The sequence below is a fragment of the Pseudomonas sp. S2_H10 genome (assembly GCF_054668285.1).
In genome coordinates, this window is the sequence record NZ_CP162754.1 from 5,093,208 (window position 1) to 5,114,009 (window position 20,802).

The window sequence follows — 20,802 nt, forward strand, 5'->3', positions numbered from 1 at the left end:
GAGCTTGCTCCCACAACAGGTATTGCTGTAGACGTTACTTCAGGTTGCCGCTGAGGAACTGCTTCAACCGCTCGCTCTTCGGGTTGCCCAGCACGTCTTTCGGCGCACCTTCTTCCTCCACCAGGCCCTGGTGCAGAAACAGCACCTGGCTCGACACTTTGCGGGCGAAGCTCATTTCGTGGGTCACCATGATCATGGTCCGGCCTTCTTCGGCCAGGCCCTGGATCACCTTGAGCACCTCACCCACCAGTTCCGGGTCCAGCGCCGAGGTCGGTTCGTCGAACAGCATGACTTCCGGCTCCATCGCCAATGCGCGGGCAATCGCTACCCGTTGTTGCTGACCGCCGGACAGGAAGGCCGGGTATTGGTCCGCCACACGGGAGGCCAGCCCTACCTTGTCGAGGTAGCGCCGGGCGCGGTCCTCGGCTTCTTTCCTGTCGCAGCCCAGCACCCGGCGCGGGGCCATGGTGATGTTTTCCAGCACCGTCATGTGGCTCCACAGGTTGAAGTGCTGGAACACCATGGCCAGGCGGGTGCGAATCCGCTGCAATTCGTCGGCGTCGGCCACGTGCATGCCGTGACGATCCTTGATCATGCGGATGTTCTGCCCATCGAGGCTCATGGCGCCGTCGTTGGGTTGTTCGAGGAAGTTGATGCAGCGCAGAAAGGTACTTTTACCCGAGCCGCTGGCGCCGATCAGGCTGATGACGTCGCCGGTCCTGGCCTTGAGTGAAACACCTTTGAGGACTTCATGGTCGCCGTAGCTTTTATGCAGGCCTTCGATGGTCAGTTTGTACATGGGGCGTGCATCCTCAAGGCGAAAGTAGATAGCCGCTGCGATAGGCTTCGGTGCCCGCGACGTGGGCGATCACCATGCCGGCAGTGGCCATGCGGCGCAGCGAGCGGGCGTACATCAACCCGGCGGTGGCGCAATGAACGGGGGTGACCTGATCGTTGATCGGGTCGATGATTTCGGCGACCAGTTGTCCGGCTTCCAGGTATTGGCCTGGCAGTGCGGTGAACACCAGCAACCCGCCGACCGGCGTAGCCACCGGTTCTACGCCGGCAAGCGGCGTCGCCGGCCAGGGAAGGTCAGGCAGTGGCGCGGGTTCGCCGGCGATCGCGCCGAAACGGATCAGGTAGTCGATCAACGCCTGGCAGTCGCGGCTGGCCAGAGGGTGGTTGACGTCGCCCTGGCCGCGCAATTCGACGGTCACCGAAAAACTGCCCGGGGGGATGTCGAAGTGTTCGCCGAAACGTTCTTTCAACTGCCACCAGAGCAGGGTGAAGCATTCGTCGAACGACTGGCCACCGGAATCGGTAGCCAGCAAGCTGGCTTCGGCGCCGATGTAGCGCGCCAGCGGCTCCACCTGCGGCCAGGCTTCCGGCGTGGTGTACAGGTGCGCGACCGCTTCGAAATCGCAATGCAGGTCGAGCACCATGTCGGCGTCGCAGGCCAGGCGCTGCAATGTCAGGCGCTGGGATTGCAGTTGGGTGCTGGCGGTCTGCCGGGCGAGCGCATCGCGCAGGCTGCTGCGGATCAATTGCTGATTGTGTTGCGGGTCATCACCGAGCTTGCCTTCGATCGCGTTGCCGACTTCCTCGCTGAGGTCGACGAACCAGCGGTTGAAGTTCTGCCCGCTTTCCAGCTCATAGCGGCCCAACGGCACATCCATCAGCACCTGTTCCAGGCCGACCGGGTTGGCGACGGGCACCAGTACGATTTCGCTGCGCAGGCGGCCGGCGGCCTCCAGCTCCGTCAGCCGTTGCTTGAGGTGCCAGGCCACCAGCATGCCGGGCATTTCGTCGGCGTGCAGGGAGGCCTGGATGTAGATCTTGCCATTGGCCGGTTGAGGGCCGAAGTGAAAGCTGTGGATCTGTCGTGCGGTCCCCGGCAGCGGGGCCAGCAGGTCATGTTTCTGGTGGCGCATCTGTTGTTTCCTGAAACTGGTTGAGACCTAGTGGGTCGGCCCGAGGAAGGCCAGCCATCGGCGTTCGGCAAGGCGGAACAGGCCGACCAGCGCAAAAGTGACGGTCAGGTAGATCAGCGCGGCGATGCCGAACGACTGAAAGGTCAGGAATGTCGCCGAGTTGGCGTCCCGTGCGACTTTCAGGATGTCCGGGATGGTCGCGGTGAACGCCACGGTGGTCGAGTGCAGCATCAGGATCACTTCGTTGCTGTAGTAAGGCAGCGAGCGACGCAAGGCCGACGGCATGATCACGTAGGCATACAGCTTCCAGCCGGTCAGGCCATAAGCTTTGGCCGCTTCCACTTCACCATGGTTCATGCTGCGAATTGCCCCGGCGAAGATCTCCGTGGTGTAGGCGCAGGTGTTCAGGGCGAAGGCCAGGATGGTGCAGTTCATCGCATCGCGAAAGAATGCGTCCAGTACCGGCTGCGCCCGGATGGCGGCCAGGCTGTAGATCCCGGTGTAACAGATCAGCAGCTGGATATAGAGCGGCGTGCCGCGGAACAGGTAGGTGTAGAACTGCACCGGCCAGCGAACATAGACCCGCGACGAGACCCGGGCGATGGACAGCGGAATCGACACCAGGAAGCCGAAGAAAATCGACGCGCTGAGCAGCCACATCGTCATGGCCAGGCCGGTGATGTTGTTGCCGTCGCTATAAAGGAAAGGTTTCCAGTATTCCTGCAGGAGTTCGATCATCGTACGGCCTCCCGGGTACCGGCGGAGTAACGACGTTCAAGCCAGCGCAGGATGAAGTTGGACGCGCTGGTGATCACCAGATAGATCAGCGCGGCCAGCACCAGGAAATAAAACAGCTGATAAGTACTTTTACCGGCGTCCTGGGCAGCCTTGACCAGGTCGGCGAGGCCGATGATCGACACCAGGGCGGTGGCCTTGAGCATCACCATCCAGTTGTTGCCGATACCCGGCAGGGCATATCGCATCATCTGCGGGAACACCACGATCCAGAAACGCTGGCCGCGCTTGAGGCCGTAGGCGGTGGCCGCTTCGACCTGGCCTCGCGGGACGGCGAGAATCGCGCCACGGAAGGTTTCAGTGAAATACGCACCGTAAATGAAGCCCAGGGTGATGACCCCGGCGCTGAACGGGTTGATCTCGATGTATTCCCATTCCATGTAATCGGTAAACGAGGTCAGCCAGGTTTGCAGGCTGTAGAAGATCAGCAGCATCAGGACCAGGTCCGGAACGCCGCGAATGAGTGTGGTGTAGAGCTGGGCAGGCACGCGCATCAGTTTGACTTTTGACAGCTTGGCACTGGCGCCGAGCAGCCCGAGCAACACGGCCACCAACAGCGATAACGCCGACAACTTGATCGTCATCCAGGTGCCTTGCATCAGCAGCGGACCGAAGCCCTTGAGGCTGAAGGCAGAGAGCCCCAGATTTTCTAATAGGTTTTCGAACATAAATCAGCAACCTGATCGGATGAAAAAAGCGCCCATCGCGAGATGGGCGCCGGGCATTATTTGCCGCTGTACAGATTCAGATCGCCAAAGTGTTTCTTCTGAATGGTGGCGTAGGTGCCATCATCGTGTAACGCTTTGATACCTTTATCCAAAAGTGCTTTCAGCTCGGTGTTACCTTTCTTAATGCCGATAGCTGTTTTGGCCGGCAGCAAAGCGTTGTCGACCGGCTTGCTGACGTCGTAGTCGGCACCCTGTGGCGACTTCAGGAAGCCCAGTTCGGCTTGCAGCATGTCCTGGATGCCTGCGTCGAGACGACCGGAAGTCAGGTCGGCGTAGACCTGGTCCTGGTTGGCGTAGGCCTGGGTTTTCACGCCGGCCTTGTCCAGAACGGCTTTGGCGTAGGCTTCCTGAATGGTGCCTTGTTCGTAGCCGACGGTCTTGCCCTTGAGCGAGGCGACGTCTTCGGTCACGCCGGAACCTTTCTTGGACACATAGGCGGTTGGGCCGGAGAACAGCTCGCTGGAGAAGTCGATGACTTTTTCACGGGCTTCGGTAACGGTCATCGACGAGATCACACCGTCGAATTTATTGGCTTTGAGGCCAGGGATCATGCCATCGAAGTCACTTTCGACCCACTTGCACTTGACCTTCAGCTCGGCGCAGATCGCGTTCCCCAGATCGATGTCGAAGCCCACCAGGTTGCCATCGGCCGCTTTCGACTCGAACGGTGCGTAGGAAGGGTCAACGCCGAAACGCAGTTCTTTGTATTCTTTCGCCATGGCGGAGCCAGCAGCCATGCACAACGCCAGTGCAGAAAGGGTCAGCAATGCTTTTTTCATTATTCAATCCCTAAAACCAATATGAGCGCTTGTGGCGCAGAATTATTGTTACTGGAAAGCGTAAGACCTGTTGAAAGTAGCAATTTCCGAACCAGAGTGCCGAACAAGCGTTTTAAAAGGTGTCTGGAAATAGCCGGAGACAGATTTATGCACGAAAACGGGCGCAGGGAAATGGCCGCACCCGTTCGGTTCAAAAAGAAAAAATATCGAGGGTGAAAAGAGGGCTTAGCTGAGCAGGTTTTGCAGGGTCGCCAAGCTGTCTGCATCGTCGACCGACTTGTCTTTGCGCCAGCGCAACATCCGCGGAAAGCGCACGGCAATGCCGCTTTTATGGCGGCGGGAGAGGGCGATGCCCTCAAAACCCAATTCAAACACCAGGCTTGGCTCGACGCTGCTCACGGGCCCGAACTTTTCCACGGTGGTCTTGCGCACGATGCTGTCGACCTGGCGGATTTCGTCATCGCTCAGCCCGCAATAGGCTTTGGCAAACGGCACCAGCGTGCGCTCGCTGGCATCTGGCGGGCCGTCCCAGACGGCGAAGGTGTAATCGCTGTAGAGGCTGGCGCGGCGTCCTTGCCCCCGTTGTGCGTAGATCAGCACGGCGTCAATGCTGAACGGGTCGACTTTCCATTTCCACCAAACGCCCATGTCCTTGGTCCGGCCGACGCCGTACAAGGCATCGCGGGCCTTGAGCATGAGGCCCTCGACACCGAGGCTGCGGGATGCTTCGCGCTGGCGGGCGAGGTCGAGCCAGGTCTCGCCGGTCAACAGGGGCGAGAGGTGCAACCGCGGGTTGGCACAGTCACCGACCACCCATTCCAGTTGCGCGCGACGCTCGGCCTGAGTGCGGTTGCGCCAGTCTTCACCCTGCCATTCGAGCAAATCGAAGGCGAGCAGCACCACCGGCACTTCATCGAGGATCTTGCGGTCCAGGGTTTTGCGACCGATGCGTTGTTGCAGGAGGGCAAAAGGTTGCGCTGCCGGTTCAAACGCCTTTTCGGTGCCGGTTGGCGCAGATTTCCAGGCGACGATCTCGCCGTCGATCACCGTCCCGTCGGGAAGGCCCAGAATCAGGCTGTCCAGTTCAGGGAAGCGTTCGGTCATCAACTCTTCACCCCGCGACCAGATCCACAGGCGCCCGCCGCGCTTGATCACCTGGGCGCGGATGCCGTCCCATTTCCATTCCGCCTGCCAGTGCTGGACTGGGCCGAGCAGCGCTTCGAACTGCTCCACGGGTGGCGACAACCCATGGGCGAGAAAAAACGGGTAGGGCTGGCCGCCACGCTGGGCGTGTTCATCCGGGGATTCGGCGGCGATCAGTTTCAGGTAATGGCTGGCGCTGGGGCGATGAGTCTGGTCGGTGTAACCCACCAGCCGCTGCGCCACGCGTTTGCTGTCCAGATGCGCCATGGCTGCCAGGGCACGGGTGACCAGCAGTTTGGAGACCCCGACGCGAAAGCTGCCGGTGATCAGTTTGATGCAGACCATCAGGCTCAGGCGATCCAGTTGCGCCCACAGCTCTGGCAACCTTTGCGTGAGCGATTGCGCGGTTTCGCCGCGCAGTGGCAGCAATTTGTCTTCGACCCAGGTGGCCAGCCCATCGGTTGATCGGTGCGGCACTTCGGGCAGAACCAGCGAAATGGTTTCCGCGAGATCGCCGACGGCCTGGTAACTTTCTTCGAACAGCCATTCCGGCAAACCGGAAAACTCCACCGCCAGCTCGCGCAGTACGCGCACGGGCACCAGTTGCCGGGGCCGTCCGCCCGACAGAAAGTACACCGCCCATGCGGCATCCTCCGGCGCGGCATGGGCGAAGTAGTGTTGCATCGCCGCCAGTTTGGCGTTGTTCGAGGTGGAGGCATCGAGTTCGGCGTACAGCTCGGCGAATGCTTTCATCACAGCACCTCGGCCAGCTCGGCTTCGGCCAGGGCAATGTCCTCTTCGTCTGCGCCGTATCGGGTTTCGAACGCCATGGCATCGAGCCCCTGCTCGCGCAGATGGCGTACCAGGGCGCCAGTCGAGCCATGGGTCACCATGACCCGTTCGGCACCGGTCTGTTCAATGGCCCAGAGCAAACCTGGCCAGTCGGCGTGGTCGGACAGGACGAAACCTCGATCCACTCCGCGCCGCCGGCGCGTGCCGCGCAAACGCATCCAGCCACTGGCGAAACCATCGCTGAAACAGTCGAAGCGCCGCATCCAGCCGCTATTGGCCGCCGAAGGTGGTGCGAGCACGAGAGCCTTGCGCATCATCGGGTCGCTTTTTTTGATGTCGGCGGCAGGAATCGTCGGCGGCAGATCAATCCCCGCTTCGCGGTAGATCCCGTTCACCGGCTCTACGGCGCCATGCACGAGGATGGGCCCCAGCTGCGCGTCGATGCCATGGAGAATGCGCTGGGCCTTGCCGAAGGCGTAACAGAACAGCAGGCTGGTTTTTTCCACCGCTGCATTGGCTTGCCACCATTGATTGATCTCGGCAAACACTTGCGCCTGGGGTTGCCAGCGGTAGATCGGCAGGCCAAAGGTCGACTCGGTGATGAAGGTGTCGCAACGCACCGGTTCAAACTGTGTGCAGGTGCCGTCGGCTTCGGTCTTGTAGTCCCCGGACGCCACCCAGACTTCTCCACCGTACTCCAGGCGTACTTGCGCCGAGCCGAGCACGTGGCCGGCGGGATGAAAACTGAGGAACACGCCATGGTGCAGCAGGCGCTCGCCATAGCGCAGGGTTTGCAGGTCGATGTCCTGGCCCAGTCGCGCACGCAGAATGGCCTCGCCGGGTGCTGCCGCCAGGTAGTGCCGATTGCCGGCGCGGGCATGGTCGCCGTGGGCGTGGGTAATCACGGCGCGCTCGACCGGCCTCCACGGATCGATGTAGAAGTCGCCGGCGGGGCAGTACAAGCCTTCGGGACGCGAGATAACAAGGTCCATGGTGTTGCCAGAATGGGGGGGACTTGTTAGCTATGAGGTTGGCGCGCAGCGAGAAGTTCTATTTGTTTTCAGGGGACCAGTATCGGCCCCCTGTAGGAGCGAGCTTGCTCGCGATGGATTCAAGAGCGCCGCGTTTAGCCAGCTAGCACGCGTTAGCGTTAACGACCATCGCGAGCACGCTCGCTCCTACAGAGGACCACATTCGCTTAAGGTAAATTGGGCGGGGGTTTCAACTTACTTGCCGGGTGTCAGCGTCAGTCGATTCTTGCCATAGGCATTGTCGAAGTTCTGCGGCTGCATCGGCAGGCTCATGTATTGGCCCTTGAGCCACGGGTCGATGCTGTTGAGGTAGTTCGGGCTGGCCGGGTTGCCGGATTGACCGGTGCCGTTTTGCGCCATCAGCGGTTCGGACTGGCCGAAATCGACGATAAAGCGCATGGCTGGCGCCAGCGTAGTGTTGAAATCCTGGCCCCAGGCAAAGGCGGCGGTGTTGAGCGTGGTGTGGTCGCCACCGGCCGGCAGCGGACCGCGTACGACCTGGCCGCTGCTGTTCTTCCATTCATAGCGATGCAGTTTGCCCCATTGCCAGGCTTTGTGATCGGCGCCCAACTGGCTGTCGCCGGCGCTGATCGCGGCGGCAAGGCTGCGCGCGAGGATGGCCGGTTTGTCTTCTTTCTGCGCGGTGCGCACGTCATCCCAGAACGGGCTGTCCTCACGCCCGAGCAGGTGATCGGCCTGGGCTGCGTAGGACAACTTGCCATCGGTGACAAAGGCTTTCCACGCCGGGCTGCTCTCCGGACCCAGTTCATCGAGGAAGATCTGCCGGGTGCTTTCCTGCAGGAACAGTTCGTAGATGGCCGCATCGGTGGAGGCCGGGCCGAGCTTGCCGTCGAACGCCATCAAGCGGCTGTAGGCTTCGTGAGCCTTGGCGCGATCGGCCGCCGGCAAGGCGTCCATGGCTTGTTTGAGCGGCTGGGCCATGCCCGGCGCTTCGAACATTTTCTTCAGCTTGGCAGCGAAAGTAGTGGTCTGGTCGTACTGCATGGCGATCACGCTGCGGCTGTCGTGCTTGCCTGCGCCGGCCAGTTCGGCCAGGCGCTCGCCCCGCTCCGGAGCGGCCCAGGAATTGGACAACTGCATGCCGTAGCCATGGGGAATGACCCGCTGGTTGGCGGTGCCGAGCCAGCCTTGGGCCGGGTCCTGGTCGTAGGGGTGCAGCATCGGGTCGGCGTAACCGTCCCAATCGTAACGGCCTTCCCAACCCGGTGAGGGCAGCAGGCCTTCGCCTTCACGGCGGTTCGGGTAACGACCGGTGACTTGCCAGCCGATGTGGCTGGCATCGGCGAACACCAGGTTCACCGCGATGGCGCGGATTTCACGGCTGGCATCCGAGGCTTTCTCGACACTCTGGGCACGGGACAGGTCGAAGAACGCGTCCAGGCTCTTGTCGTCGGTGAAGCTCGGCGTCTGCAGGGCCAGGCCGAAGCCATTGGCCAGCGTGCTGCCCTGGGCGCTGTTGAGCAACGGGCCATGGCGGGTTTCATACACGGCTTCGCGAGTCGGTCGCTGGCCTTTGACGAAATAGGTTTCGTTGCGCACGATCGCCGGCTGCCATTTCCCGGCATTTTCGTAGGTCAGGCCGTTGCCCTGGCGCTTGATCTTTTCCAGGAACAGGTCCTGGTTGTCGCCCATCACGGACGTCATGCTCCACGCCACTTTGCCGTTGAAACCGCCCAGCACCATCGGCAGGCCCGCGATGGTCACACCGGACGCCTGATACTTCGGCGCGCGAATCTGCACGTAGCTGAACAACGAAGGCACGCCCAGCGGGCCGTGACTGTCACTGGCCAACAGGCTCTTGCCGCTGCGGCTGCGTTGCGGGGCGATGGCCCAGTTGTTCGACGAGGCAGCGCCCGGCAGATTGAGGTCCGCCAGTTGCCCGGTAGCCTTACTGAGTTCGGCCAGCCCCGGCACTTGCCCGTTGAGCTTGATTCCTTGCAGTTTCTCGCTTTCGGCGACCGGCAGTTTTTCGTCCGGAGCCGATGGCGTCAGCCACGCGAGCTTGTCGGTAGTGACGGTCTGGGCCAGCACCAGCGAGGAAATTTCTTCCGGCAGGTTGGTCGACTGGCTGAAGTTCAACAGGCAGAAAATCAGCGCCGAATCTTCCGGCTGCCAGTATTCAGGCTTGTAGCCGGTGGCCGCCAGGTCCGCCGGCAGCTTGTCGCGGTAGCGGAACAGGTAGGCATTGACGCCCCGCGCATAGACTTCGAAGAAACGCTTGAGGCGCGGCGAAGAGGCCTTGTACAACTCGCCCGCACTTTTCTTCAGGTTGACCGCGCGCATGTAGCGGTCGGCATCCAGCAGGTCCGCACCGTGCATCTCGGCCAGACGGCCCTGGGCCAGCAGGCGCAGGGTGACCATCTGGGTGATGCGGTCGCTGGCATGCACGTAACCGAGGCTGAACAGCGCGTCGTGGAAGCTGTTGCTTTCGATCAGCGGCATGCCCATGGCATTGCGGCGCACCGAAACGTTCTGTGCCAGGCCCTTGAGCGGTTGTACGCCGGAGGCCGGCGGCAGGGTGTCCTGGGCGTTGTAGGTCTGACAACCGGTCAGGCTCAAGACGCCGGCCACTGCTGCGGCAACGCCGAACCGGGGTAGAAAATGAGTAAGGGCTGGCGAGGCCATGGCAAAGCTCCTGCGGGGGTAGAGGCGGCGGCGCGCAATAAAGGCGCTACGTTAGTGAGCGGGAGGTGGCCGTGCAAGCGGGGTGCAAGGTTATTTCAGGATTTGTCTGATAAACCGAAAAAAACACCGCCTTGCCGGTCACAATGGGTGATGCTGAGGTGCGACACGGTCAACAATCCCGGAGAACAGGCGGCATGGAGCTCAAGGCAAACGCGGCACTGATCATCATCGATCAACAAAAAGGCATCCTGCATCCCAGGCTTGGCCGCCGGAATAATCCCCAGGCTGAAGAGCGCATGCTGGAATTGCTCGGTCATTGGCGACGCACCGCTCGGCCGGTGATTCATGTGCAACACCTGTCCCGCTCGGAGGACTCGGTCTTCTGGCCGCAGCAGTCGGGGGTGGAGTTTCAGCAGCGGTTCGCGCCAATGACCGGTGAGCGCCTGATCCAGAAGCAGGTGCCGGATGCGTTTTGTTCGACTGGGCTGGAGGCGCAGTTGCGCGAGGCGGGGATCGGGCAGTTGATCATCGTCGGTGTCGCGACCCACAACTCGGTGGAGTCCACGGCGCGCACCGCGGGCAACCTGGGGTTTGATACGTGGGTGGCCGAGGATGCGTGCTTTACCTTCGACAAGGCTGATTTTTTCGGCCATGCCCATAGCGCCGAAGAGGTGCATGGGATGTCGCTGGGGAATTTGCACGGCGAGTATGCGACGGTAGTCAGCGCTGCATGTGTATTAAAGGCTGACTGAAAAACCTGTAGGAGCGAGCCTGCTCGCGAGGGTGTGTCAGCGACACAGATGTCGACTGACAGTCCATCGCGAGCAGGCTCGCTCCTACAGGGGAATGCATCAAGCGCCGTGGCACTTCTTGAATTTCTTGCCGTTGCCGCATGGGCACGGATCGTTGCGGCCGACGTCTTTCAGGGCATTGCGCACCGGTTCCTGGTGAGCGTGGCCGCAGTTCGGACCGTGGACATGACCGTGGTCGTGATCATGCTGGTGATGGTCATGATCGTGGTTGCAGTCAGGGCCGTGAACGTGGGGTTGCTGGGTCATCGGTGTTGCTCCGGAATTAAATCGGCGGCGATTATCACGCCATTGCGCGCCAGGTGCACGTAGTGGGCGATGAATATACCGGTTTCCAGTTCACCTTCCAGACGATAGGGAATGGGTTGATCGGCTTTTTTCAGCAGTTTGGCCATTTCACGGACTTTGGACCACAGGTTGGTGCGGATCGGCACCTTGAAGTAAGCGCTGTGCCGGGGGCTGATGGTGAACCAGTGTTCGTACTCGCCGTCGGCCAGCAGAATGTCGCCCAGGTGAATGCGGTATTCCAGGCTGCGCACCGTCAGTTCGCTGTCGTTGGGGTTGTCGATGCGAAAGTGCAGGAGGAACTTCTGTTCCAGCAGTTTGGCGCTGACCACCTCGACTTTCACCAGATGGACCTCGGGGTCCGGCAGGTCGTCGTCGAACCATGAGGCACAGCCGCCGAGTCCCAGAGTCAGGAACAACGTGAGCAGACAGCGTGCGCCGCAGCGGATGATCATCGTTCCATTTCTCCCTTGAGCCCCGGTCCAGACCCAAAAGATCGCCGCCTTCGGCGGCACCTGCGGGGTGCACAGGCATTACATCTCCTGGCTGCTGAAGTACCCCGCGCAACACTTCTTGAACTTCTGCCCGCTCGCGCACGGACAGGCGTCATTGCGCCCGGACTTGAGCTGCACGGTGGGGTCGATGAAATACCAGCGACCGGTGTTCTGCACAAATGACGAACGCTCGCGGTGACTGTGCTCGCCATTGCTGTCGTGCCAGCGCGCGGTGAAGGTCACGAAAGCATGTTCAGGCTGGCCACCCAGCACTTCGGAGCTTTCCACCTCAAGGCCCAGCCACGTACTTTGCGCGCTCCAGTCGCTGATCGATTGACGATCCAGGCCGGCCTGCTGGGCGGGCAGGGTGGTGGCCACCAGATAGTCGACCAACCCCAGCACGTAGGCGCTGTAGCGCGAGCGCATCAAGGCTTCGGCGCACGGTGCCGGGTGCCCGGCATGATAGTGACCGCAGCAGGCGTCGAGCAGGGTGCCGCTGCCGCAAGGGCAAATGGATGTACTCATTGCATTACCACCAGTATTTCCCGAAGTTTTCCGGATTGGCCCAGAAACGCGAGTTGAGCCAGTCGGGGACCTGCTTGTATTCAAGCAGATCGTAGGTAAACAGGGTCAAGACCTGTTCATCCCGTTGAAAGCGCTCGCTGGCTTGCAGGGCCAGGGAGAAAAAGTCGGTTTCCTGCCAGCCACAGGCCGACAGGTCCGCCAGCACGGCGATGCGGCTGGCGTTGAGGTTGCGGATGCCGCCCAGCAGGTTCAGGCCGTCGCGCTTGGGCAAATGCTCCAGGCAATCGACCGCCAGGGCCAGGTCGAAACGGCGGGCCGCCAACTCGTCGGGCAACGGCCCGGGGGCCGCGAAAGCGACGCTGCTGTCCGGGTGCGCGAGCTTGAACGCCTCCAGTGCCGGGAACTCACTGGCGCCGATCAACAACAGGCGCGCGGGGGCATATCGGTCAAGTAACGCAGCCAGTGCCTGTTGTGGTGTGCGTGAAGAATTACCTGCAATCATCGAAGATCCTCAATCAGATCTGCCAAGACTAGCCTGCCCTAACGTTCGGGCCTAGAGCGCCCTGACGACAAAAGCGCCAAGCTGCCGTTAATACGCGAATAAACAGCATGGCCTATTGCTGGCGGAGTTTAAAACTCGGGTCTTTACTACCTGAATCGGTTCTAAGCCGATCCCTCAGGAGAAAACTAGATGAGCATAGTTCGGACAGCATTACCCTTGGTTCTGCTAACCAGTGTGTTGACTGGTTGCGCAGGTTTGCAGAAAACCGACTGGCCGACCTGCGCGGCAGTCGGTGGTGTCGTGGGCGCGGGCCTCGGTGCGACCGAAAGCTCGGCATGGGCAGGGTATGGTGCTCTGCTCGTCGGCGGTACGGCAGCGGCTTATTGCTGGGTTCACGGTGATGGCGACGAAGACGGCGATGGTGTGCCGGACAGTCGCGACAAGTGCCCAGGCACGCCAAAAGGCGTTCAAGTCGATGCCAACGGTTGCCCTCCACCGGCACCTGTGGTCGAAGAAGCGGTTGTGGTCAAGGAAGAAACCATCGTCATTCGCGATGTTCACTTCCAGTTTGATAAAGCCACGCTTACCTCGTCCGACAAACAAGTACTCGACAAGATTGCCACTCGCCTGAAAGCCGAAGCCCCGACTGCCCAACTGACCGTGACCGGCCATACCGACAGCGTGGGCAGCGACGCCTACAACCAGAAACTGTCGGATAAACGCGCCCACTCGGTGGTTGAGTACCTCATCCAGGAAGGCGTACCTCGCAGCAACTTCGTCTCGGTTGTCGGTGCCGGTGAAAGCCAGCCGGTTGCGGACAACAAAACCGCTGACGGTCGTGCACAGAACCGTCGTACGGAAATCAAAATCCAGCGTTAAGCCCCCCTCGCATCCGCGCCTTGTGCAGTCGCGGATGCGGGTCTTACTCCTGTGTAACCGGTATTGGCCGGTGACACAGGAGCTTTCAATATGATCGTTCTCACAAGGACCGTCTTGCCGGTTCTGCTACTTGGCAGCCTCTTGACCGGCTGCGCGACCCACAGTGATGGCACTGCCCCCCTCAATCAACGCACCTGGCCAATCTGCAGCCTCATCGGCGGCCTGGTCGGCGGTGGCCTGGGCGCAATCGAGAGTGGCGCCTGGGCCGCGGGCGGCGCGGCGCTGGGTATCTTGTCCGGCGGCTTGATCTGCTATGCCCAGGATGGCGACGAAGACGGCGACGGCGTTTTCGACCGGCGTGACCGTTGCCCTGACACGCCCGCCAATACCCCGGTGGACCATCGCGGTTGCGCGGTTCCGCAGTACCCGGTCAGCGTCGCGCCTGAGCCTGCGCAATCGGAAGTCATCACCTTGAGCGATGCCGGCGACGTGCTGTTTGCCTTCAATAAATCCGACCTGACCCCGACGGCGAAGAGTCAACTGGATGCGTTGATGAGCAAGTTCGAGGATGCCAGTGTGGTCAGCATCAAGGTGGTTGGTCATACCGACAGCGTCGGTTCGGATGCCTATAACCAGGCCTTGTCGGAGCGACGCGCCAGCAGCGTGGCGGAGTACTTGTTCAGCCAGGGTGTGGCGCCGAACAAAGTCACCAGCGAAGGCAAGGGCGAGAGTCAGCCGATTGCCGACAACGGGACGGATGAAGGTCGTGCGAAAAACCGTCGCGTGGAACTGCATATAAACCGCTGAGCCAAGAGATAGAGCCGTCGAGCGACAGTAGTAAACGCTTCGACGGCCGTTCGGCGGCCCTCATGAAGATTTTTCCGTTGCCCTCTGGCTTATCCCGCGTGGAAGCCGTTACTGTGCGTGCAAACAATAAATCTCATCGGGGGCGCGTATGAAAGTCTTATGGGGGCTAGGTCGGTTGTTGACCTTGCTTTTCTGGTTGGTGGTGCTGGTCAATCAGCTCATGCCATTGGTCTTTCCGCTGCATCCGTTGGTCAATCTGGCCGGCGGCCTGTTGGGGTTCATCCATCTGCTGGAAGCGCTGCTGTGCTATCGCAGCCTGCGCGGTCGCGCCCATCCCTGGCTTGACCGCCTGAGAATCCTCATTTTCGGCGTATTCCACCTGCAAACCATTCCAGCCCCCACCGCTTCTAAGGCTTCCCATGCGTAAACTCTGTCTGCTCGCCGCACTCATCAGCCCATTGGCCAGCGCACAGGTGGTGAGTGTCGAACCCAACTCGCTGATGCGCTTGCCCAACACCGCCAGCACCCTGCAACTGGAACGCCTGGAGGTGGCCGATTACGGCACCTTGCTGATTCCCTCGAACGTCACCGAAGTCACCGTGGGTGAATTGCACCTGGGGCGTGAAGCGCGCATCGCCATCGTGCCGGCGGAACAGGCGCTGGCGCTGAAGGTGCGCCGGGCCGATTTGTCCGAAGGCAGCCAGATCACCTCCCGTGGTGCCCCGGGTACCTATCACAAGGCCGCCCGCTCCGGGCGCACTCTCGATTTGCAGATCAAGACACTGAACGCACCGCAATTGAACGTTGATGCGCGTGGCGGTGCGGGTGCACCGGGGTTTGTCGGCCTCGATGGCGCCAACGGCCAGGAGCCGGGCTGCACGTGGGGACAGGCCGGTCGCGGTGCCGATGGCAGTGATGGCAGCAATGGTCAACCGGGTGCACCGGGGGCGCTGGTCAAACTGTCGGTGCCGCACGACTTCCCGGCAGACCGGATCAAGGTTCAGGTGGCTGGCGGTGCCGGTGGCCTGGCCGGCCCGGGTGGCAAACCGGGCGCGGGTGGCAAGGCCAAGGGTTGCCTGATCTACAAGGCCGATGGCGGCAAGAGCGGTAAGCCTGGGGCTGATGGTCAGCCGGGGCCGGAAGGCGCGACGGGTTCGGTGACAGTGCAGCGCATGTAAGCAACACCGAGAGCCCTGTGGTGAGGGGGGCAAGCCCCCTCGCCACAAAAAGCCCTCTACCGCCCATTCTTCAAAACATCGGCCGAGCCGCCCCAATCACCACCACAGCCAACCCCACCAACAGATTGATCCCCACCAACCGGCGAATCCGCCCCAGCACAGCCGCTCCTGCCGGCCAATCCTGCCCGGCCACGGCCGTGCGCAACTCCGGCAGCATCAACGCCTGGATACGGATAAACAGCGCGGTCATCACCACGTACAGCCCCATCATCACCTGCACATAACGTGGCGCAGTTTCAAAGCCACCGAAGTGCATGTGCAGCATGCCCACGCCGCTGACCGGCAACAGCACGACTGCCACCCAGACCCAGCGGAAAAAACCTTGAAACACTTCTACCCACAGCTTCAACCGGGCAGGGCCCTCCAGTGCCGTGATCGCTGCGGGGCGCAGGACCATCCAGGCGAAAAACATGCCGCCGACCCAGACCAGGGCCGCCAGTACATGCAGGCTATAAATGAGGCTAAAAGGTGTCATTGGGGTACTCCGTTCTGCGCGGGATTCATTAGCGGGGTATGATAGCGGCCGAACCGAACTACTGAAAATTTATCCAGCGTTTTTGCGCCCGAAAATTCATGATCAGCACTGAACTCAAAACCACGATCCAGGGCGCCTACTCGCGTTTTCTCGAAGCCAAGAGCCTCAAGCCGCGCTACGGCCAACGCCTGATGATCGCCGAAATCGCCAAGGTCCTCGGTGACATCGACACCGACGACGAAGGCCGGCGCAGTGGCGACCCCGCGATTGTCGCGGTGGAAGCCGGCACCGGTACCGGCAAGACCGTGGCCTACAGCCTGGCGGCAATCCCGACCGCCAAGGCCGCGGGCAAGCGCCTGGTGATCGCCACGGCCACCGTGGCCCTGCAAGAGCAGATCGTCTACAAGGACTTGCCCGACCTGATGCGCAATAGCGGGCTGAACTTCAGCTTCGCCCTGGCCAAGGGACGCGGGCGCTACATGTGCCTGTCCAAGCTCGACATGTTGCTCCAGGAAGGCCACGCGCAGACCGCCACGGCGCAGTTGTTCGAAGAAGAAGGTTTCAAGATCGAGGTCGACGAGGCCAGCCAGAAGCTGTTCACCAGCATGATCGAGAAGCTCGCCGGCAATAAGTGGGACGGCGACCGCGACAGTTGGTCCACCGCCCTGGAAGACGCCGACTGGGCGCGCCTGACCACCGATCACAGCCAGTGCACCAACCGCCATTGCCCGAACTTCGGCCAGTGCGCCTTCTACAAGGCCCGCGAAGGCATGGGCAAGGTCGATGTGATCGTCACCAACCACGACATGGTCCTGGCCGACCTGGCCCTGGGCGGCGGCGCCGTGCTGCCGGACCCGCGCGACACCATCTACGTGTTCGACGAAGGCCATCACCTGCCGGACAAGGCCATCGGTCACTTTGCCCACTACACACGCCTGCGCTCCACCGCCGACTGGCTGGAAACCACCGCCAAGAACCTCACCAAGCTGCTGGCCCAGCACCCGTTGCCGGGCGACCTGGGCAAGTTGATCGAGCAGGTGCCGGAGCTGGCGCGGGAGATCAAGACCCAACAACAGTTCATGTTCACCGCGTGTGAACAGATTGCCGACTTCAAACCCGGCGAAGACGTCGAAGGCCGCGAGCGCCCGCGTCACCGTTTTGTCGCCGGGGTGATTCCCGAGCATATGCGCGAGATGGGCATCGAGCTGAAAAAAGGCTTCGCCCGTCTGACCGACCTGTTCACCCGCCTGACCGACCTGCTCAAGGAAGGCATGGACGGCGAAGTCAACATCGGCATCGCCAGCAACCAGGCTGAAGAGTGGTATCCACTGTTCGGCAGCCTGTTGTCGCGTTCTTCCGGCAACTGGGAGTTGTGGACCGCCTTCACCGTCGAAGACCCGGAGGACAACCCGCCCATGGCGCGCTGGCTGACCCTGGCCGAAAGCGGCTCGCTGTTCGACATCGAGGTCAACGCCAGTCCCATCCTTGCGGCGGAAATGCTTCGCCGCAACCTGTGGAACGTGGCCTACGGCTGCCTGGTGACCTCGGCGACCCTGACTGCCCTCGGCACCTTCGACCGCTTCCGCATGCGTGCCGGCCTGCCGAAAAAAGCCGTGACGGCGGTGGTGCCAAGCCCGTTCCATCACGCTGATGCCGGTGTGCTGCGGGTGCCGAACCTGAACGCCGATCCGCGTGATGCAGCGGCGCATACCGCGGCGATCATTCGTGATCTGCCTGAGCTGGTCGAAGGCTCGCGAGGCACGCTGGTGCTGTTTTCCTCGCGCAAACAGATGCAGGACGTGTTCGACGGCCTCGACCGCGACTGGCGCAAGCAAGTGTTCATCCAGGGCAACCTGTCGAAACAGGAAACCCTGAACAAGCACAAGGCGCGGGTCGATGGCGGTGACTCCAGCGTGTTGTTCGGCCTGGCGAGCTTCGCCGAAGGGGTCGACTTGCCCGGTGCCTATTGCGAGCACGTGGTCATCGCCAAGATTCCGTTCTCGGTGCCTGATGATCCGGTCGAAGCGGCCCTGGCCGAATGGATCGAAGCGCGCGGTGGCAATCCGTTCATGGAAATCTCCGTACCGGACGCCTCGCTGAAACTGGTCCAGGCCTGCGGCCGCTTGCTGCGTACCGAAGAGGACCGCGGCACCATCACCTTGCTCGACCGGCGCCTGGTGACCCAGCGCTATGGCAAAGCCATCCTCAACGCCTTGCCGCCGTTCCGTCGAGAAATTTCCTGAAACACCGGTGGGCAGTTTTGCCCGCCGCGTTGTCTATCTCTCTGCCACCGCTTTTCCACTGGCCCATTGAAGGTCGTTAGGGAGAATTTCGTTCTCATGATTTGCCGTTCGTTGCCTGCTGTTTTTGCCCTGATGTTCGCAACACCTCTGCTGGCCGCTCCCGCGAGCCAGCAGACGCTGTTCAACTTTGTGCGCCCCGCCGACGTGGTCCAGGTGGCGACTCAGGACGCCAGCCTGCCGCAATCCAACGCCGAGCAAACCGCCGAGGGCGAAGTGCTGCGCCGGGTGACGTTCAACCCGGTTGCCCGCCCGACTTTGCGCCTGACCCCGCAAACCGGCGCCTGGGACTGGTCGCAGTCCGGCGTGATGAGCCTGCGGATCCAGAGCGCGATGAACTGGGACTTGACCCTGTACGTGACCCTCCAGAGCAACGACGGCAAGACCCTGGTCAGCCGCGTCGACTTGCCGGCGGGGCCTGCGCAGACCCTGTTGGTGCCTTTGCAGGCGACATCGCCGCTGAGCCTGGGCATGAAGGCTGGCCCGCCGATGCCGATGACGGTTGATGGCCAGCGTGTGTTGCTGGCCAGTAGCGCCGGTGAACTGGATCGCAGCCAGGTGGTATCGGTGAGTTTGTCGATGGACCAGCCGAAAGCCGCGCAAAGCATCCTGCTGGAGCGCTTTGGTGTGCAAGACGGTGAGTCGGTCACCCAGGCCGTTTACGGTGGATTGGTGGACGCCTATGGCCAGTCGACCCGGGCCAAATGGCCGGAAAAAATCAGCAGCGACGAACAGCTCAAAGGCGCCGCCGGCAAGGAGCAGCAGCAGCTGAAAACCTGGCTGGCCGAGCGTGAGAAGTCGTCCCTGGACAAATTCGGTGGCTTGACCAAAGGCCCGTCGTTCAAGGCCAGCGGTTTTTTCCGCACCGAGAAACGCGATGGTCGCTGGTATCTGGTGACGCCTGAGGGGCACCCGTTCTACTCCCTGGGGGTCAATACCGTGGCCCCGGATGTCAACCAGACCTATGTTGCCGGTCGCGAGTGGATGTTCGAGTCCCTGCCCAAGCCCGACGAAGCGCTGGCCAGCCACTACGGCGAAGGCGACAACCGGGGCGGCAACGGTGTCGATCAGGGCCGCGGCTACAATGCCGGGCGCTGGTACGACTTCTACGCTGCCAACCTGCAACGCCTGTATGGCGATCCTTGTGCGTTGGGCAGCGCAACCAAAGCCGGAGTTGCCGCGGCGGCCAAGGCGGATGCGGTTGAAGCGACAGCAGCCAAGGCTGCGGAGCAACCCGTAGCGCCTGCAGCTGCCGAGTCCGGTGTCGCCGAAGCCGCCAAGACTGAAGCGACGACAGCGCAAGCCGCTGAGCCAAAATCTGTCGAGCCGTGCAAGGCGCTGTTCGACGAACAACGCTGGGCCAGCCACACCCTCGATCGCTTGCAGGCCTGGGGCTTCAACACCATCGGCAACTGGAGCGCCCCGGTACTGGGCAACGCTGATCGCGTGCCCTACACCTTGCCGCTGTCGATCGTCGGCGACTACGCCAGCATCAGCACCGGTACCGACTGGTGGGGCGGCATGCCCGACCCGTTCGACCCGCGTTTCGCCATGGCCACCGAGCGTGCCGTGGCGATTGCCGCCCGCGATCACCGTGACGATCCGTGGCTGATGGGTTATTACGCCGACAACGAACTGGCCTGGGCCGGTCCCGGCGATGATCCGAAAGCCCGTTATGCCCTGGCCTACGGCACTTTGAAAATGACCACCGATGTGCCAGCCAAGCGCGCGTTCCTCAAGCAACTGCGTGACAAGTACCGCAATCAGGCGGGCCTGTCGAAAGCCTGGGGCATTGATCTGCCGGCCTGGGAGCTGATGGAAGACCCGGGATTCGTGCCGCCGCTGCCAAGCGCCGAGCATCCGGAAATCGAAGCAGACTTCAAATACTTCCAGAAGGTCTTTGCCGACACCTATTTCAAGACCATCTCCGACTCACTCAAGTGGCACGCGCCAAACCAACTGCTGCTCGGCGGCCGTTTCGCCATCAGCACACCGGAAGCCGTGGAGTCCTGCGCGCAGTATTGCGACGTGTTGAGCTTCAACATGTACACCTTGCAACCACAGGACGGTTACGACTTCGCCAGGCTGCGCAGCCTGGATAAACCGGTGCTGATCACCGAGTTCAATTTCGGCTCGGCTGATCGTGGCCCGTTCTGGGGCGGTGTCACGCCGCTGGCGAAGGAGGAGGACCGCAGCGCGGCGTATGCCAATTTCCTCAAGCAGGCACTGAACGAGCCGTCGATTGTTGGCGTGCATTGGTTCCAGTACCTCGATCAACCGGTCACCGGACGCCTGCTTGACGGTGAAAACGGTCACTTCGGGTTGGTGGGCATCACCGATCTGCCGTTCCAGGGTTTTGTCGACAGCGTGCGCAAGAGCAACCTGGCGACTGTCGAGCAATTGGGCAAAGAGGCCGAGAAGGCCGCGGCCGCCGCCGACAAAACCAGCCACGACGCCGAGGGCGGTCGCAAGGCCGAGGCCGGCAAGGGGCCGGGGAAGGGCGCCGGTGGGCATTCCGGCCAAGGTCATTAATCGCTGAAACCGCGTCATCGTTCTTCGCGAGCAGGCTCGCTCCCACTTTGGAATGCATTCTCCTGTGGGAGCGAGCCTGCTCGCGAAGGCGTTATTAGCATCACCACTGCC

General features: G+C 61.8%; 20 protein-coding genes. 7 read left to right on the top strand and 13 right to left on the bottom strand.

Annotation, left to right across the window (positions count from 1 at the left end; genetic code table 11):
• Nucleotides 1-34: 34 nt before the first annotated feature.
• The 8 genes from AB4O16_RS22795 to AB4O16_RS22830 form a co-directional block, all read right to left on the bottom strand.
• Nucleotides 35-799, bottom strand: a complete 765-nt coding sequence (locus AB4O16_RS22795; protein ID WP_460155863.1) for an ABC transporter ATP-binding protein — start codon at nt 797-799, stop codon at nt 35-37.
• A gap of 13 nt (nt 800-812) precedes the next feature.
• Nucleotides 813-1,931, bottom strand: coding sequence for a succinylglutamate desuccinylase/aspartoacylase family protein (locus AB4O16_RS22800; protein WP_460155864.1), 1,119 nt, complete (start codon nt 1,929-1,931; stop codon nt 813-815).
• Between the two features lie 27 nt (nt 1,932-1,958).
• A complete protein-coding gene (locus AB4O16_RS22805; protein ID WP_160389030.1) occupies nt 1,959-2,669 on the bottom strand; it encodes an ABC transporter permease in 711 nt (236 codons plus the stop codon).
• The gene (locus AB4O16_RS22810; protein ID WP_007971646.1) at nt 2,666-3,394 is read right to left on the bottom strand and encodes an ABC transporter permease; all 729 of its coding nucleotides are present in this window, start codon (nt 3,392-3,394) and stop codon (nt 2,666-2,668) included. The genes AB4O16_RS22805 and AB4O16_RS22810 overlap by 4 nt, the downstream gene beginning before the upstream one ends.
• Nucleotides 3,395-3,450: 56 nt before the next feature.
• A complete protein-coding gene (locus AB4O16_RS22815; protein ID WP_103394468.1) occupies nt 3,451-4,233 on the bottom strand; it encodes a transporter substrate-binding domain-containing protein in 783 nt (260 codons plus the stop codon).
• A gap of 225 nt (nt 4,234-4,458) precedes the next feature.
• Nucleotides 4,459-6,129 carry an ATP-dependent DNA ligase gene (locus AB4O16_RS22820; protein WP_460155865.1) on the bottom strand — a complete coding sequence of 557 codons (1,671 nt, stop codon included), beginning with the start codon at nt 6,127-6,129 and terminating at the stop codon, nt 4,459-4,461.
• The gene (locus AB4O16_RS22825) at nt 6,129-7,160 is read right to left on the bottom strand and encodes a ligase-associated DNA damage response exonuclease (protein WP_460155866.1); all 1,032 of its coding nucleotides are present in this window, start codon (nt 7,158-7,160) and stop codon (nt 6,129-6,131) included. Before AB4O16_RS22825 ends, AB4O16_RS22820 begins: the two co-directional genes overlap by 1 nt.
• A gap of 234 nt (nt 7,161-7,394) precedes the next feature.
• Nucleotides 7,395-9,845: a penicillin acylase family protein gene (locus AB4O16_RS22830; protein ID WP_460155867.1), complete on the bottom strand. Its 2,451-nt coding sequence runs from the start codon at nt 9,843-9,845 to the stop codon at nt 7,395-7,397.
• Nucleotides 9,846-10,039: 194 nt separating this feature from the next.
• Between AB4O16_RS22830 and AB4O16_RS22835 the strand changes: the two genes are divergently transcribed.
• On the top strand, nt 10,040-10,597 hold the full coding sequence (locus tag AB4O16_RS22835) for a cysteine hydrolase family protein (RefSeq protein WP_160389034.1): 558 nt from the start codon (nt 10,040-10,042) through the stop codon (nt 10,595-10,597).
• A 99-nt stretch (nt 10,598-10,696) separates the two neighbouring features.
• On the opposite strand, the gene AB4O16_RS22840 is transcribed toward AB4O16_RS22835, so the two are convergent.
• The 4 genes from AB4O16_RS22840 to AB4O16_RS22855 all read right to left on the bottom strand — a co-directional run bounded on the left by AB4O16_RS22840 (nt 10,697) and on the right by AB4O16_RS22855 (nt 12,460).
• On the bottom strand, nt 10,697-10,903 hold the full coding sequence (locus tag AB4O16_RS22840; protein ID WP_008056806.1) for an SEC-C metal-binding domain-containing protein: 207 nt from the start codon (nt 10,901-10,903) through the stop codon (nt 10,697-10,699).
• Nucleotides 10,900-11,394, bottom strand: coding sequence for an LEA/WHy family protein (locus tag AB4O16_RS22845; RefSeq protein ID WP_160389035.1), 495 nt, complete (start codon nt 11,392-11,394; stop codon nt 10,900-10,902). Before AB4O16_RS22845 ends, AB4O16_RS22840 begins: the two co-directional genes overlap by 4 nt.
• A 78-nt stretch (nt 11,395-11,472) precedes the next feature.
• The gene (locus AB4O16_RS22850) at nt 11,473-11,958 is read right to left on the bottom strand and encodes a YchJ family protein (RefSeq protein WP_460155868.1); all 486 of its coding nucleotides are present in this window, start codon (nt 11,956-11,958) and stop codon (nt 11,473-11,475) included.
• Nucleotides 11,959-11,962: 4 nt separating this feature from the next.
• Nucleotides 11,963-12,460 (bottom strand): DUF6231 family protein, encoded by a 498-nt coding sequence (locus AB4O16_RS22855; protein ID WP_160389037.1) that lies wholly within the window; start codon nt 12,458-12,460, stop codon nt 11,963-11,965.
• Nucleotides 12,461-12,649: 189 nt separating this feature from the next.
• On the opposite strand from AB4O16_RS22855, the gene AB4O16_RS22860 reads away from it, so the two are divergent.
• From AB4O16_RS22860 to AB4O16_RS22875, 4 genes are all read left to right on the top strand, one after another.
• Nucleotides 12,650-13,339 (top strand): OmpA family protein, encoded by a 690-nt coding sequence (locus AB4O16_RS22860; protein ID WP_150718621.1) that lies wholly within the window; start codon nt 12,650-12,652, stop codon nt 13,337-13,339.
• Nucleotides 13,340-13,429: 90 nt separating this feature from the next.
• Nucleotides 13,430-14,146: an OmpA family protein gene (locus tag AB4O16_RS22865; protein ID WP_460155869.1), complete on the top strand. Its 717-nt coding sequence runs from the start codon at nt 13,430-13,432 to the stop codon at nt 14,144-14,146.
• Nucleotides 14,147-14,294: 148 nt separating this feature from the next.
• Complete coding sequence (locus AB4O16_RS22870) at nt 14,295-14,573, top strand: DUF1145 domain-containing protein (RefSeq protein ID WP_460155870.1); 279 nt, start codon at nt 14,295-14,297, stop codon at nt 14,571-14,573.
• The gene (locus tag AB4O16_RS22875) at nt 14,566-15,324 is read left to right on the top strand and encodes a collagen-like triple helix repeat-containing protein (RefSeq protein ID WP_160389039.1); all 759 of its coding nucleotides are present in this window, start codon (nt 14,566-14,568) and stop codon (nt 15,322-15,324) included. Before AB4O16_RS22870 ends, AB4O16_RS22875 begins: the two co-directional genes overlap by 8 nt.
• 70 nt (nt 15,325-15,394) lie before the next feature.
• Here AB4O16_RS22875 and AB4O16_RS22880 read toward each other — a convergent pair whose 3' ends face one another.
• Nucleotides 15,395-15,859 carry a CopD family protein gene (locus AB4O16_RS22880; RefSeq protein WP_460155871.1) on the bottom strand — a complete coding sequence of 155 codons (465 nt, stop codon included), beginning with the start codon at nt 15,857-15,859 and terminating at the stop codon, nt 15,395-15,397.
• A 98-nt stretch (nt 15,860-15,957) separates the two neighbouring features.
• Between AB4O16_RS22880 and dinG the strand changes: the two genes are divergently transcribed.
• Nucleotides 15,958-18,102: an ATP-dependent DNA helicase DinG gene (gene dinG / locus AB4O16_RS22885; RefSeq protein ID WP_160389041.1), complete on the top strand. Its 2,145-nt coding sequence runs from the start codon at nt 15,958-15,960 to the stop codon at nt 18,100-18,102.
• A 96-nt stretch (nt 18,103-18,198) separates the two neighbouring features.
• On the top strand, nt 18,199-20,691 hold the full coding sequence (locus tag AB4O16_RS22890; RefSeq protein ID WP_460155872.1) for a beta-agarase: 2,493 nt from the start codon (nt 18,199-18,201) through the stop codon (nt 20,689-20,691).
• Nucleotides 20,692-20,802: the final 111 nt, after the last annotated feature.